This window comes from Gordonia sp. 135, from assembly GCF_009720185.1.
GTDB lineage: Bacteria > Actinomycetota > Actinomycetes > Mycobacteriales > Mycobacteriaceae > Gordonia > Gordonia alkanivorans.
This window is the reverse complement of record NZ_CP046257.1, coordinates 3698548-3711628: the sequence shown is the minus strand read 5'-3', so window position 1 is coordinate 3711628 and position 13081 is coordinate 3698548. Positions and strand designations below refer to the sequence as shown.

16 protein-coding genes and 1 other RNA gene are annotated in these 13081 nt (G+C 66.8%); 9 read left to right on the top strand and 8 right to left on the bottom strand.

Features of this window, described 5'->3' with window-relative positions:
* Nucleotides 1-4: 4 nt before the first annotated feature.
* The gene (gene hisN, locus GKZ92_RS16955) at nt 5-835 is read right to left on the bottom strand and encodes a histidinol-phosphatase (RefSeq protein WP_006357506.1); all 831 of its coding nucleotides are present in this window, start codon (nt 833-835) and stop codon (nt 5-7) included.
* A 19-nt stretch (nt 836-854) separates the two neighbouring features.
* Here hisN and GKZ92_RS16950 point away from each other — a divergent pair, with 19 nt between their 5' ends.
* From GKZ92_RS16950 to smpB, 7 genes are all read left to right on the top strand, one after another.
* Nucleotides 855-1256, top strand: coding sequence for a hypothetical protein (locus tag GKZ92_RS16950; RefSeq protein WP_006357507.1), 402 nt, complete (start codon nt 855-857; stop codon nt 1254-1256).
* A gap of 78 nt (nt 1257-1334) precedes the next feature.
* The gene (gene prfB / locus GKZ92_RS16945; protein ID WP_040003986.1) at nt 1335-2450 is read left to right on the top strand and encodes a peptide chain release factor 2; all 1116 of its coding nucleotides are present in this window, start codon (nt 1335-1337) and stop codon (nt 2448-2450) included.
* On the top strand, nt 2447-3412 hold the full coding sequence (locus GKZ92_RS16940) for a mechanosensitive ion channel family protein (RefSeq protein WP_006357509.1): 966 nt from the start codon (nt 2447-2449) through the stop codon (nt 3410-3412). The genes prfB and GKZ92_RS16940 overlap by 4 nt, the downstream gene beginning before the upstream one ends.
* Entirely contained in the window at nt 3412-3897 is a 486-nt protein-coding gene (locus tag GKZ92_RS16935) for a hypothetical protein (protein WP_006357510.1), read from the top strand. The genes GKZ92_RS16940 and GKZ92_RS16935 overlap by 1 nt, the downstream gene beginning before the upstream one ends.
* 89 nt (nt 3898-3986) lie before the next feature.
* Nucleotides 3987-4673, top strand: coding sequence for a cell division ATP-binding protein FtsE (ftsE, locus tag GKZ92_RS16930; protein WP_006357511.1), 687 nt, complete (start codon nt 3987-3989; stop codon nt 4671-4673).
* 55 nt (nt 4674-4728) lie between these two features.
* Nucleotides 4729-5637: a permease-like cell division protein FtsX gene (ftsX, locus tag GKZ92_RS16925; protein ID WP_006357512.1), complete on the top strand. Its 909-nt coding sequence runs from the start codon at nt 4729-4731 to the stop codon at nt 5635-5637.
* An 87-nt stretch (nt 5638-5724) separates the two neighbouring features.
* The gene (gene smpB, locus GKZ92_RS16920; protein ID WP_075863866.1) at nt 5725-6201 is read left to right on the top strand and encodes an SsrA-binding protein SmpB; all 477 of its coding nucleotides are present in this window, start codon (nt 5725-5727) and stop codon (nt 6199-6201) included.
* Nucleotides 6202-6220: 19 nt separating this feature from the next.
* Here the strand turns inward: smpB and GKZ92_RS16915 are convergent, their stop codons facing one another.
* The gene (locus GKZ92_RS16915; RefSeq protein WP_006360811.1) at nt 6221-6577 is read right to left on the bottom strand and encodes a hypothetical protein; all 357 of its coding nucleotides are present in this window, start codon (nt 6575-6577) and stop codon (nt 6221-6223) included.
* A gap of 130 nt (nt 6578-6707) precedes the next feature.
* Between GKZ92_RS16915 and GKZ92_RS16910 the strand changes: the two genes are divergently transcribed.
* Nucleotides 6708-7262: a TetR/AcrR family transcriptional regulator gene (locus GKZ92_RS16910; RefSeq protein WP_006360812.1), complete on the top strand. Its 555-nt coding sequence runs from the start codon at nt 6708-6710 to the stop codon at nt 7260-7262.
* A gap of 62 nt (nt 7263-7324) precedes the next feature.
* Nucleotides 7325-7700, top strand: a transfer-messenger RNA (tmRNA) gene (gene ssrA / locus GKZ92_RS16905).
* 53 nt (nt 7701-7753) lie between these two features.
* Here the strand turns inward: ssrA and GKZ92_RS16900 are convergent.
* The 6 genes from GKZ92_RS16900 to GKZ92_RS16875 all read right to left on the bottom strand — a co-directional run bounded on the left by GKZ92_RS16900 (nt 7754) and on the right by GKZ92_RS16875 (nt 13072).
* The gene (locus tag GKZ92_RS16900) at nt 7754-8296 is read right to left on the bottom strand and encodes a hypothetical protein (RefSeq protein ID WP_006360813.1); all 543 of its coding nucleotides are present in this window, start codon (nt 8294-8296) and stop codon (nt 7754-7756) included.
* Nucleotides 8297-8407: 111 nt separating this feature from the next.
* Nucleotides 8408-9283, bottom strand: a complete 876-nt coding sequence (locus tag GKZ92_RS16895) for a metal ABC transporter permease (protein ID WP_006360814.1) — start codon at nt 9281-9283, stop codon at nt 8408-8410.
* Nucleotides 9280-10053 (bottom strand): metal ABC transporter ATP-binding protein, encoded by a 774-nt coding sequence (locus GKZ92_RS16890; protein ID WP_006360815.1) that lies wholly within the window; start codon nt 10051-10053, stop codon nt 9280-9282. Before GKZ92_RS16890 ends, GKZ92_RS16895 begins: the two co-directional genes overlap by 4 nt.
* Entirely contained in the window at nt 10050-10976 is a 927-nt protein-coding gene (locus GKZ92_RS16885; protein WP_155225465.1) for a metal ABC transporter substrate-binding protein, read from the bottom strand. The genes GKZ92_RS16890 and GKZ92_RS16885 overlap by 4 nt, the downstream gene beginning before the upstream one ends.
* Nucleotides 10977-11093: 117 nt before the next feature.
* Nucleotides 11094-12236, bottom strand: coding sequence for an ABC transporter permease (locus GKZ92_RS16880; protein WP_035751012.1), 1143 nt, complete (start codon nt 12234-12236; stop codon nt 11094-11096).
* Complete coding sequence (locus tag GKZ92_RS16875; RefSeq protein ID WP_006360818.1) at nt 12233-13072, bottom strand: ABC transporter ATP-binding protein; 840 nt, start codon at nt 13070-13072, stop codon at nt 12233-12235. Before GKZ92_RS16875 ends, GKZ92_RS16880 begins: the two co-directional genes overlap by 4 nt.
* Nucleotides 13073-13081: the final 9 nt, after the last annotated feature.

Here is a 13081-nt window from a genome sequence, read left to right as displayed (position 1 = left end):
CACGTCAGGGAGCGGATGGGCTGAGCGCGGCGAGCACCTCGTCGTGGAGGAGTCCGTTGCTGGCGACGGCGCTGCCACCGGCGGGGCCGGGGGTCCCGTCGAGTGCGGTGAACTTGCCGCCTGCCTCGCGGACGAGGATGTCGAGGGGGGCGAGGTCCCAGAGGGAGACCTCGGGTTCGGCGGCGATGTCGACCGCGCCCTCGGCGACGAGGCAGTAGTTGAAGAAGTCGCCGTAGCCGCGAACGCGCCAGACCTGGTCGGTGAGGTCGACGAAGCGGTCGCGGATGCCGCGGTCGGCCCAGCCCGACAGGCTCGAGAAGGCCAGGCTCGACGAGGAGAGGTCGCCGACTCCGGACACCGAGAGTTCGCGGGCGTCCTCGCCGTCGAAGCAGGTGTGGGCGCCGAGCCCCGTGGCGGCCCACCAGCGCCGGCGCAGGGCTGGGGCGGACACCACGCCGACGGTGGGCACGCCGTCGACGAGCAGGGCGATCAGCGTGGCCCAGACCGGGACGCCGCGCACGAAGTTCTTGGTGCCGTCGATGGGGTCGATGACCCACTGACGGCCGGACAGGGTGGCGTCCCCGCCGAACTCCTCACCGAGAACCATGTCGGCGGGCCGGCGGGCGGCGAGCCGTTCGCGGATGAGTGTCTCGCAGGCGAGGTCGGCGTCGGAGACGGGCGTGAGGTCGGGCTTGTCGTCGACGCGGAGGTCGACCGCCCCGAACCGGTCCGTGGTCAGCGCGTCGGCGGAGTCGGCGAGCGACAGCGCGAGTTCGAGGTCGTCGTCGTAGCTCTGTGAGGTGCTGGGGTTTCTCGGACCGGAGTCGGCGGACATGCCCGGTAGGGTAGCCCTCATGCTGCTCACCGTGACGTTCACCCTGTTGCTGGCTGCACTGGTGGTGGTGCTGGTCCTGCAGTGGCAGCGGGGACGCAATCCGCGGGCCATGTCCGCAGGGAAGGCCTCGCAGTACGTGCAGGGCACGCTGACGATCGTCGGCGTCTCCGACAACCAGTCCGATCCGCAGAGCGCCGCCGACAAGAACGGGCAGCGTTTCCACACCATCACCGGAACCATCGTCGGACCCGAGACCAACCCGACCGAGGTGTACGGAACCCTCGTGCTCGGACCCGACGATCCGTGGCCGCAGGTGGGTGACGACCTGCCGGTGATCTACAAGCCGAACAAGGCGGTGACGTCCTGGCAGTTCGGCGTCCTGCCCGATCCGCAGCCGCCCGCGGGACCCGGCGGAATCTGAACCGCGGGACCCGGCGGCTTCTGAACTGCGGGGCCTGACCCTGCCTGACCCGGCCCGCGGCCGGTACTCTGGATGATTGTGCATCCCGACGTGACCGCAGACCTCGAATCCCTCGACGCCACCCTGACCACCGTGGAAAAGGTGCTCGACCTCGAGGAGCTCCGCCGTCGCATCGACGAGCTGGAGATGCAGGCCTCGGATCCGGACCTGTGGAACGACCAGGACCACGCGCAGAAGGTCACCAGCGAGCTGTCGCACGCACAGTCCGAACTACGCAAGGTCTCCGAGCTTCGCCAGCGCCTCGACGATCTGCCCGTGCACTACGAGCTCGCCGAGTCCGAGGAGGGTGAGGACAGGGCCGCGGCCCTGGCCGACGCAGACCAGGAGCGGGCCGGCCTGCGCGCCGACATCGAGGCCATGGAGGTCAAGACGATGCTCGCGGGTGAGTACGACTCCCGCGAGGCCGTGGTCAACATCCGTTCCGGCGCCGGTGGCGTCGACGCCGCCGACTGGGCGCAGATGCTGATGCGCATGTACATCCGCTGGGCCGAACAGAAGGGCTACGGCGTCGAGGTCTACGACACCTCTTATGCCGAAGAAGCCGGACTCAAATCCGCCACCTTCGCCGTGAAGGCGCCCTACATGTACGGCACCCTGTCCGTGGAGCAGGGCACCCACCGCCTCGTACGGATCAGCCCCTTCGACAACCAGAGTCGCCGTCAGACCTCGTTCGCCGAGGTCGAGGTGCTGCCGGTGGTCGAGACCACCGACCACATCGACGTCGACGAGAACGACATCAAGGTCGACGTCTACCGCTCATCGGGCCCCGGTGGTCAGTCGGTCAACACCACCGACTCCGCGGTGCGCCTGACGCACATCCCGACCGGCATCGTCGTGACCTGTCAGAACGAGAAGAGTCAGCTGCAGAACAAGGCGTCGGCGATGCGCGTGCTGCAGGCCAAGCTCCTCGAGCGCAAGCGTCAGGAGGAGCGCGCCGAACTCGACGCCCTCAAGGGCGACGGCGGCTCGAGCTGGGGTAACCAGATGCGTTCCTACGTGCTGCACCCGTACCAGATGGTCAAGGACCTGCGAACCGGCGTGGAGGACAACAACCCGACCGCGGTCCTCGACGGCGAGCTGGACAAGTTCATCGAGGCCGGTATCCGCTGGCGTATGGCGTCCGCCGAGGCGTGATCGTGCAGCCCGGACTCGAGCTGCTGGCCGCTGCGCCGTCCCCGACCGAACTCCTCATCGGTCGGGTTTATGTCTGGCTGGCCACCAGCGGCCTCGAGATCGTCATCTGGATTCTCGGGGCCGTGCTGCTGGCCCGCGTCATCCGATGGTTTGCCGGCAAATATGCCGCTCGGGTGGAGACGAGGTTCTCCACCAGCGACCTGATCGTGCAGACCGAGGACGCCAAACACCGACGGGCGCTGGTCGACGTGGTGGCGTGGACGCTGATCGTGGGCATCGCCATCGTCGTCGTCATCCATATCCTGGGAGTGTTCGGGATCCCGCTCAGCGGCCTCACCGGCCCGACCGCGGTCATCGGCGCGGCCCTCGGTTTCGGCGCGCAGCGCATCGTGCAGGACATCCTGGCCGGATTCTTCGTCGTCGCCGAGAAGCAATACGGTTACGGCGATGTGGTGAACCTGACGGTGACCGGCAACGCCCCGGCCGAGGGAACCGTCGAGGACGTGACCTTGCGGGTGACCAAGCTTCGCACCACCGAGGGTGAGGTCATCACCGTCCCCAACGGCCAGATCATCAAGGCCACCAACCTGTCGAAGGACTGGGCGCGCGCCGTCGTCGACGTGCCGGTGCCGTCCGAGGCCGACATCGGGCTCGTCAACGACACCCTCGACCGGGTCGGGCACCAGTTCTACGAGCTGCCGCGCTGGCACGACATACTGCTCGACGCGCCGTCGTCGCTGGGCGTGATCAACCTCGAACTCGACTCCATCACCGTGCGCATGGTGACGCGGACCCTACCGGGCAAGCAGTTCGAGGTGGGCCGTGCGCTGCGTGTTCACATCATCCGGGCCCTCGCCCGCGAGGGGATCATGGTGCCTGCCGGGCGTGAGGTCCAGGCCGCGGGCGGACCGCCGGCGACCCTGGCCGATCAGACCGGTCGCGACCGGGACGAGGACGAGTGATGGCCGGGTCCCAGGAGAATCAGTCCGACCAGTCGGGGTCGGGTGGCCAGGACGACGGTCGTCGTCGGCGCAGCTTTCGATGGGATCAGCACATCGGACGGACGTCGATCCGCATCAGCACCGCGATCCTCCTCGTGGTTTTCATCCTCTGTTGTGTCCTCTACGGCTACACCTCGCAGCGCTACGGCATCGTCTCGCCGGAACCGCCGCGGCCCGCGCCGAGGACATCGCAGGTCGTCGAGGAGCCCACCTACGAGGAGCCGTTGCCGTCGACGACCTACGAGGAGTCCACCTCGAAGACGCCGTCGGGGTCGACGACCGGTGAGCCGGGGGTCGAGGGCGGGACCGACGCGCCGCTGCCGCCGGGGGAGACCCGGTCCCCGTCACAGCAGTCCGCCCCGCGCAACACCATCCCCGGTCTGCCGGGCGTCGAGATCCCGAATTTCGGCGCCCCGACGCCGACCACTCCGGTTCCGACACGCTGACGCCCACGCAACCGCAGGTCAGTGCCTTCTTCGACGCAGTGCGTCGCGCCTGAACGGACTCTCAGGCGTCGTCGTTACACTGGCTCATCGTGATCAAGCTGGAGAACGTCACGATGCAGTACAAGGCATCCTCTCGGCCGGCTCTGAAGGATTTGAGCTTCGAGGTCGACAAAGGGGAGTTCGCGTTCCTGATCGGTCCGTCCGGCTCGGGCAAGTCGACGTTCTTCCGGCTGCTGCTCAAGGAGGACCGGCCCACGAGCGGCGACGTGTACCTCGGTGAGTTCCACGTCAACAAGATGCCGGCCCGTTCGGTACCGAAGCTACGACAGTCCATCGGCTGTGTCTTCCAGGACTTCCGGCTGCTCCAGAAGAAGACGGTCGCCGAGAACGTCGCCTTCGCGCTCGAGGTGATCGGCCGGCCGAAGTCGACGATCCAGCGCGTCGTGCCCGAGGTGCTCGAGTACGTCGGTCTCGAGGGCAAGCACGACCGCATGCCCAACGAGCTGTCCGGTGGCGAGATGCAGCGCGTGGCCATCGCCCGCGCGATCGTCAACCGCCCGCTCGTGTTGCTGGCCGACGAGCCGACCGGAAACCTCGATCCCGAGACCAGCGAGGAGATCGTCGACGTCCTCGACCGCGTCAACCGTCGGGGCACCACGGTGGTCATGGCCACCCACGACCGGCACATCGTCGACGCGATGCGCCGCCGCGTCCTCGAATTCGACAACGGGCAGCTCGTGCGCAACGACCCGCAGGGTGTGTACGGAATCGGCTGACGGCTCAGCCAACTTCCGACACACAACAACGACCCCCAAGGACGTCTGAGCAAGCATGCGAGCGAATTTCATCATCAGCGAGGTTCTCAAGGGACTGCGCCGCAACGCGACCATGACCATCGCGATGATCATCACCACGGCGATCACGCTGGGAATGTTCGGCGGCGGTCTGTTGGTGATCCAGATGGCCGACAAGAGCCAGAAGATCTTCCTCGACCGGGTCGAGATGGAGTTCTACCTCAATCCCGAAGTCACCGAGCGCGATCCGCAGTGCGAAGCCGATCCGTGTGCTCAGCTGCGACGGGGACTCGAGAACGAACCGGGCGTCACCTCGGTGACGTACCTCGACAAGGACGAGGCCTACAAGCGCGCGAAGGAGATCTTCGCGAACAACCCCGACCTCGCCGAGAACATCGTCGAGGGCACGCTTCCGGCGTCGCTGCGGGTGCGGGTCTCCGATCCCGCCCAGTTCGATGCGGTGCTCACCGAGTACGCGGGCCGAAAAGACCTGGGCGTGGACGCATTCAAGGACGACCGCAAACTGGTGCAACGCATCTTCAGTGTGCTCGACGGGGTGCGCAACGCGACGTTCGCGATCGCCTCGGTGCTCGCGGTCGCGGCGATCCTGTTGATCATCAACACCGTCCAGATCGCGGCGTTCACCAGACGCACCGAGGTGTCGATCATGCGCCTGGTGGGCGCGACGCGGTGGTACACGCAGTTGCCGTTCCTGTTGGAGGCGGTGGTGTCCGCCCTTGCGGGTGCGTTGCTGGCAATCGGTGGACTGCTGCTGGCGAAGAAGTTCTTCTTCGACACCGCGCTGAAGGAGCTCTACGGCGTCAGCTTCTTCGCCCGCATCGAGCTCACGGACGTCTTGTTCGTGGCGCCGTGGTTGATTCTCGGCGGAATCGTGTTGGCGGGCGCAACGGCTTATGTCACCCTTCGTGTGTACGTCCGGGAATGAGCGGACCCGCCGCCGGCGTTCCACACAGGCTTGACTACGGTCTATTCGACCCTGCCAACCGTCGATCCACGAGGAGGTGAGTGCTCGATGCCCAGGGAAAAGGGACGCAACGTGATTGCGTCGAACCGCAAGGCGCGGCACAACTACACCATCCTCGACGTCTACGAGGCCGGCATCGTCCTCGTCGGAACCGAGGTGAAGAGCCTGCGCGCCGGTAAGGCGTCACTCGTGGATGCGTTCGCCACGATCGACGACGGCGAGGTCTGGCTGCACGCCCTGCACATCGCCGAGTACGGCCAGGGCTCGTGGACCAACCACTCGGTTCGACGCAAGCGGAAGCTGCTGATGCATCGGCGCGAGATAGACAACCTGATCGGCAAGATCCGCGACGGCAACCTCACGCTCGTGCCGCTGTCGATGTACTTCAGCGATGGACGCGTGAAGGTCGAGCTGGCGCTGGCCCGCGGTAAGCAGGCCCACGACAAGCGTCACGACATCGCCAAGCGGACCGCGCAGCGTGAGGTTGAGCGTGAGGTCGGCCGGCGCGTGAAGGGAATGGGTTGACCGACCGGGCCGTGACGGCTCAGGCGGCCTTGTACAGGCGGGTGCCCTCGGTGGGTTCGGGCGTCACCGCATGTCCTTTCCGCCGGTAGGTACGCTCGTACCGCTCGACCTGCGCGCGGTAAAGGGGAGGCGTCATCGGGTCCGTGTACACCCGGACGTCGCCACCTCGTTGACTCTCGGCGGCCTGCGCCAGCTGGAGACGAAACGCTGCAACCGCGAGTACGAACAGTACGACCATCGCAGTCCCGGACGGCCACGCGGAACCGCCGAACTGGCCGGCGAGAGTCAAGAGAAACACCCCCATGCTGACGAACCCGAGCAGCAGGATCAGGTAGCCGATGAACCCGTGGGACTTCGGCTGGGTATTGGTGCGCATTCATCCTCCTCGAAACGATCGATACATCCTATGTAGCGCTACGCTCACTGTAGCGCTACACGATGTGTAGCACCTGAGTGCTCCGTGCTATTCCTGATGCATCGATTACGGCGACGAAGGGTGTCTGCAGGTGCCTGCTGACAGCGGCTCGAAGATCATCACGGCTGCGCTGGAACTGCTGCGCGCGAAAGGTCCGGCCGGTGTGACGATCGAGGCGGTCGCGGCACATTCCGGCGTCGCGCGCACGACCATCTACCGGCGGTATCGGAACCGGGACGAGATGTTGACCGCGGCGCTCGTCGCCGTGGGGACGCCGCCGGCCATCGACGAGGAGCTGTCGGGGGAGCAGCGGCTCCGCTGGGTGGCCCGGCAAGCGGCATCGATGGTGTCGGACGGTATCGGGTTCGGTGGGATGGCGGCGCTGCTCACCGACGCCGACCCCGCGTTCACCGAGATCTTCCGCACGGCGCTGGCGAAGCACCGAGCTGATCTCGCGGCCGTCGTCGACGACGGCAAGCGTCGTGGCCTCGTCGGACCGACTGTGGACCCCGACACCCTGATCGACGGCATCGTCGGGACGCTTGTGGCGGAGAAGGCGAGGTCAGGGCGTGTCAGTGACGACTGGGAGGACCGCGTCGTCGAGATGTACGCCCCCATCGTGCTCGTGCGGTCGAAACGGGAATGAAGTCCGCTGTCCGACTTGTTAGACTTAAGTGCTCGCCGACTTCGGTCGGTGGGTACCTCCTCGGGGCTGATCGGTTTCGACTACGTGCGTCGAGGTAGGGGAAGCGTGTCGGTGCAGGCTGGAGACCACCGTATAAGCGTCGCAGCAACCAATTAAGCGCCGATTCCAATCAGCGCGACTACGCCCTCGCTGCCTAAGTAGCGACGGCTAGTCTGTCGGCCCGGATTGTGCTCCCGAATCCGGATGCCGGCATCATCTCAGGGGGCTCACCGTCCTCGCCGGTCGCGGGCGAGGTCGGAAAATCAAACAGCGACTGGGATCGTCATCTCGGCTTGTTCGCGTGACCGAGAGATCCAAGTAGAGACATAGCGGACTGCACACGGAGAAGCCCTACCAACACGACGGAGGACCCGGGTTCAATTCCCGGCAGCTCCACGGCAGAGCGCCCCACCTGTTCGCAGGTGGGGCGCTTTGCGTTGGGGCCCGATCGGTCAGCTGGGCTGGGATTGCTGCCCGGCCGACGGCTGCGGGCTTGGCGTCTGGCCGCCCGGTGCATCTGTCGAAGCGCCACCCGGTTGCTGACCGCGCGGTCCCTGGAAGTCTGGACGTCCTTGGCCATTCGGGCCGGGCATTCCGTTCCCGTCGGGTCCGCCGCGGAAGCGCGGGGGCGGGCCGCCGTGACCGTCCATGCGGTGCCAGTCGCCGCCGTGGCGCGAGACCCCGACGGGGTGGTGGTCCGAGGTCGTGTCGCCGGTGATGTATCCGGCGCCGAAGCCGAGTGCGCCGGCGATGATCGCCACACCCAGACCGCCGGCGACGAGGATCGGTGTCTTCGACTTGGCCGCGGTGATCGTCGGGGAATCAGCGGTTGCGGGGGCTGCCGGAGTAGATGGGGCAGGGGGCGCCTCGGACATCCGCTCGGTCGGCTGGTCGTCGGCGGGCGTGACCGGGGTCGTCGCCGCGTCTTCATGGGCATCGGGAGCGCGACCCGGTTCGGGCGCCTCGGGCGTCGGGTTGTTCGGCGTTGTGTTCATGGCTCTCTCCTTCAAGGAAAAACCGGGTTCTTCCCGGGAAGTGAACGCCATGATGCGCACGCTGTCTGGAGCGACGCTGTTGCTTACCTGTACATCTGCTGGGAACGGTCCTCAGGCCGCGGCCGCGTCGGCCAGGGCGTTCTCGCGGTGACGACGGCGCTTGCTGATGACGCCGTGGGTCGGGCTGAACAGGAAGACGAGCAGGAACAGGATCCCCTGCACCAGAACGACCATCCCGCCGGGCGAGGTGTCCTGGTAGTAGGACACGTACAGGCCGATCACACCGCACAGAGCCGAGGTGGTCGGCGCGATGACGAGCATCCGGGTGAAGCGGTTGGTGAGCAACTGCGCGGTGGCGCCGGGGATGATCAGCATCGCCACGACGAGCACGATGCCGACGACCTGCAGCGCGGTCACGGCCGTGAGAGCCAGCAGGGCGAGAAGTGCCGCGCCCAACAGCCTCGGGCTGAGGCCGATCGCGAAGGCGTGTGTCGGGTCGAACGCGTAAAGGGTGAAGTCGCGACGCTTGAGCAGCAGGATCACCGCGACAATGGCACCGAGGATGGCGATCTGGATCAGGTCGGACGTCGAGACGCCGAGCAGGTTGCCGAAAATGATGTGGTTCAGGTCTGTCTGGCTCGGCGTCACCGAGATCAGAACCAGGCCAAGTGCGAACAGTGTCGTGAAGACGATGCCGATCGCGGCGTCCTCCTTCACCCGGCCGCCGTCGCGGACCGCGCCGATCATCGCCACCGCGAGGAACCCGAAGACGACCGCCCCGATGGCGAAGGGGATTCCGACGATGTAGGCGAGCACGACACCCGGCAGCACCGCGTGCGAGACGGCGTCACCCATGAGTGACCAGCCGATGAGCACCAGCCAGCACGACAACAGCGCGCACACCACCGATGCGATCAACGTGGCCCACAGCGCCCGGGTCATGAAGGCGTAGGCGAACGGGTCGAGGAGGTGGTCGACGATGCTCATGACGCCTCCTCCTGCCGGTCGCGGGGAGTCTGTTCGGTTCGGTCCAGTGGGTCGAGTCCGAACGCGCGGATCAGATTGTCGGTGGTGATGACCTCGGTCGGATCGCCCTGTGCGACGACCCGGCGCATCAGCAGGATCGCCTCGTCGGCGAGGGTCGGCAGGACCGCGAGGTCGTGCGTGGAGACCAGGATCGTCACGCCGGAGTCGGCGAGCTCGCGCAGCAACGCGGTGATCGTGGCCTCGGTGCGTTTGTCGACGCCGGCGAACGGCTCGTCGAGAAGCAGGATCGAGGCCTCCTGTGCGATGCCGCGGGCCACGAAGGCGCGCTTGCGCTGGCCGCCGGAGAGCTGGCCGATCTGGCGGTCGGCGTACTCGGTGAGCTCGACGCGGGCGAGAGCCTCGTCGACGGCGTCGTGGTCGGCACGCTTGGGTCGTCGGGTGAAGCCGAGATGGCCGTAGCGACCGGTCATCACGACGTCGCGCACCGACAGCGGGAACGACCAGTCGATGACCTCGGACTGCGGAACGTATCCGACGAGGCCGGACTTACGGGCAGCTGTCGGGTTCTTGCCGGCGAGCGTGACTGAGCCGGTGGTCGGGGTGACCGCTCCGACGATGGTCTTGAACAGCGTCGACTTTCCCGATCCGTTCATGCCGACGAGCGCGCAGACGCGGCCGGTCGGAACGCGTACGGAGGCGTGATCGAGTGCGAGGATTCGGCCGTAGCGCACGGTGACGTCGTCGACCTCGATGGCGTGCGAGGTGATCATCGGTTGTCTCCCGTCAGTCCCGACACGATGGTCCGGGCGTCGTGGCGGATCAGATCGAGGTAGGTGGGCACCGGGCCGTCGGCCTCGGAGAGCGAGTCGACGTACAGGGTGCCGCCGAAGCGGGCGTCGGTGGCCCCGACCACCTGCTGCATCGCGGCGTCGGACACGGTCGATTCGCAGAACACCGCAGGCACCCGGTTCGTGCGGACGAAGTCGATGGTCGCGGCGACCTGCTGCGGTGTGGCCTGCTGCTCGGCGTTGACCGGCCAGATGTAGCGCTCGGTGAGTCCGGCGTCGCGTGCGAGATAGGAGAAGGCGCCCTCGCAGGTGACCAGTGCGCGTTCGTTGGGCGGCAGGCGGTCCAACGCCGCGACCAGGTCGGTCTGCACCTGCTGCAGTTGCCGCTTGTACGCCGCGCCGTTGGCCGCGAAGATCTCCGCGCCCTCCGGGTCGAGGTCGGTGAACGCGTCGACCAGGTTGTCGACGTAGACGCCGACATTCACCGGACTCATCCACGCATGCGGATTCGGTTTGCCCGCATAGGCATCCGAGGCGATGTCGATCGGATCGATGCCCTCGCTGGCCACGACGTGCTTGACGTCGAGTCCGTCGACGAACTGCCCGAACCAGGCCTCGAGGTTGAGCCCGTTGTCGACGACGAGTGAGGCCGTCGCGGTGCGTCGTACATCGCCTGGAGTGGGCTCGTAGCCATGGATCTCCGCGCCGGGTTTGGTGATCGACTCGACGCGGAGGCGGTCACCCGCGACATTCGACGCGATGTCCGCGAGCACGGTGAAGGTCGTCAGCACCACCTTCTCGTCGGGGAGCCGACCCGCCAGGGTGCAGCCGGAGACGAGGACGCCGATCGCGGTGATGAACGCACCGAATGACAGCAGTCGGCGGACAGCGTGCAGCTTGGGCATGCCGACACTATAGTTTCGGTTAGCCGAACTTTCCAGCCGAGGGTGGCCGAAAGTCTGCGAGGAGGTAACGGCCTCGCGAGAAGGGGTTCCACGCGGCCGGAGCAATCGCCGCGGCGCTCACGCGATCCGGACCCCGCGTGCCAGTTTTCCTGCGGGGACCCGCAATCGTCGTGTGGCCACCCAGAATCCGATTCCGCCGAGGGCCAGGTAGAACGCGAGTCCGAAGTACCACGAGTCACCGACCTTCGACGTCTCGTGTGCCGTCTCGCGGACGCTGTAATCGGCCGGGTCGACAGCTGGGTAGGTGTACGTCGTGTCCGAGCAATACCTCGAGCCGATGTAGGGGCCCGCGCGCACCGCGGAGAAGACCTGCGAGATCTCCGACGCGACGCTGGATGCTGCCTCGCGGTCGAGAGGGTCGCGCTGAGGGGCGGCGGCATCGGCGACGATGAAGAACGGGTTGGGTGCCAACAGCCACCAGATGTGTTCGTGATGGTGGAACTCGCGGTCCTCGCGGACCTCACGACACGTCGACGTCGGGGGCTGCGGAGGGTTGTCGACGAACGTCGTGTTCGGCCGGATGACCGTATGCGTCTGTGTCGTTGCCGGGAAAAGCAGACCGAAGACGATGGGTAGACCCAGGATGAGGAACAGCACGCTCGCCTGGGTGAGGACCGCCGACCCTGCGGGCCGCGTCGTCATCGCGGAGAAACCGAGTCCGATGCCCGCATAGCAGGCGAAGAGGACGATCAGCACCGTCACGCCCGCGAGACCGTGTGCGACTCCATTGGGCGACTCGACGATGCCCCAGATGACATACGGGGCCGCGACTCCCACGAAAGCCAGGCTCGCCAGCCAGCTTCCGATCAATTTCCCCAGTGCCAGCTGCGAATTCGTGATGGACGTGGCTTGGACGACGGCCAGCGTGGCGTCCTTGCGATCGCCGTTGATCGTCGTCGCGGCCAACGTCGGAGCGACGATGATGCCGAGAAACAGCAGAAACCCGACGAGGATCTCGTACAGAGCCGATGACCACCCCCGGTACGTGCCGCCGAATGCGATCACCGACAAGTACAGGGATCCCAGCACGACCAGGGATACCACCGCGAATGCGGTCGCGAGAATGGCCTTCCACCGGGTCGTGCGCAGGCGTTGGCGTAGTTCGAGTTCGACGATGACCCAGACCATCCGCCACCAGGTGGTGAATGCGGTCGTGCGGGTCTCGGGTCGAGTCGGCTGTTCGAGAAGGGGGGTCGTCATCGGCGCTCCGGGTCCAGGGCCAGATAGGCATCTTCGATACCGCTCGAGGTGGGTGCGAACTCCGCGACCGCGGCCCCGGAGCGGATCAACTCGCGCAGATATCCCGCGGCCGCGGGCTCGTCATCGAAATGCCGTTGCTCGGCGTCGGACATCGACTGGCCGGCGAGCCTGATGCGCCACACGTGGCCCGCGGCCGGTGGCGGTCGGTGAGTACGTCCGCCGGTCATGAGGACCACGTCGTCGACCATCTCGTCGAGTTCGGAAAGGATGTGGGACGACACCAGAACCGCACACCCGTCATCGGCGAGTCGGCGGAGTTGGCTGCGTAGGTCCATCCGCGACCGCGGGTCCATGCCGGAGGCCGGTTCATCGAGGAGGAGGAATTGCGGGCTGTGGACCAGTGCCCGGGCAAAGCCGAGTCGCTGCTTCTGGCCTCGGGACAACTCGTGCGCCGGCCGGGCGGCGAACTCGCTCAGGTGGACCAGTTCGAGCAGTTCGTCGGCCCGCTGACGTGCCGAAGCCGTGCGCAAGCCGTACAGCCGGCCGAAAGTCGTCAGGATCTCGTGTGCGGTGAGGCTCTCCCACGTGCCGAAGACATCGGGCATCCAGCCGATGAGTCGCCGGGTGTCCTCGGGCGACGCCGGAGACCCGTCGATGACGATGGTGCCGTCGTCCGGTGCGAGGAGTCCGGCCAGGAGCAGGAGCAGCGTGGTCTTCCCGGCCCCGTTGGGGCCGACCAGGCCGCAGATCCGACCGGGGCGGAGTTCCAGGCCTGCGTCGGCGACAGCGAGGTGCCGGCCGAAGGTGCGTGAGAGCCCGGTCGCGACCAATGACATCCCCCGACC

What these genes read in the sequence shown, in the direction of transcription:
- GKZ92_RS16890 (WP_006360815.1), bottom strand. Translation starts at nt 10,053, where the DNA reads ATGATCACCTCGCACGCCATCGAGGTCGACGACGTCACCGTGCGCTAC.
- GKZ92_RS16895 (WP_006360814.1), bottom strand. Translation starts at nt 9,283, where the DNA reads ATGAGCATCGTCGACCACCTCCTCGACCCGTTCGCCTACGCCTTCATG.
- GKZ92_RS16915 (WP_006360811.1), bottom strand. Translation starts at nt 6,577, where the DNA reads ATGCGCACCAATACCCAGCCGAAGTCCCACGGGTTCATCGGCTACCTG.
- smpB (WP_075863866.1), top strand. Translation starts at nt 5,725, where the DNA reads ATGCCCAGGGAAAAGGGACGCAACGTGATTGCGTCGAACCGCAAGGCG.
- hisN (WP_006357506.1), bottom strand. Translation starts at nt 835, where the DNA reads ATGTCCGCCGACTCCGGTCCGAGAAACCCCAGCACCTCACAGAGCTAC.
- GKZ92_RS16950 (WP_006357507.1), top strand. Translation starts at nt 855, where the DNA reads ATGCTGCTCACCGTGACGTTCACCCTGTTGCTGGCTGCACTGGTGGTG.
- GKZ92_RS16880 (WP_035751012.1), bottom strand. Translation starts at nt 12,236, where the DNA reads ATGACGACCCCCCTTCTCGAACAGCCGACTCGACCCGAGACCCGCACG.
- ftsX (WP_006357512.1), top strand. Translation starts at nt 4,729, where the DNA reads ATGCGAGCGAATTTCATCATCAGCGAGGTTCTCAAGGGACTGCGCCGC.
- GKZ92_RS16935 (WP_006357510.1), top strand. Translation starts at nt 3,412, where the DNA reads ATGGCCGGGTCCCAGGAGAATCAGTCCGACCAGTCGGGGTCGGGTGGC.
- GKZ92_RS16875 (WP_006360818.1), bottom strand. Translation starts at nt 13,072, where the DNA reads ATGTCATTGGTCGCGACCGGGCTCTCACGCACCTTCGGCCGGCACCTC.
- GKZ92_RS16900 (WP_006360813.1), bottom strand. Translation starts at nt 8,296, where the DNA reads ATGAACACAACGCCGAACAACCCGACGCCCGAGGCGCCCGAACCGGGT.
- GKZ92_RS16885 (WP_155225465.1), bottom strand. Translation starts at nt 10,976, where the DNA reads ATGCCCAAGCTGCACGCTGTCCGCCGACTGCTGTCATTCGGTGCGTTC.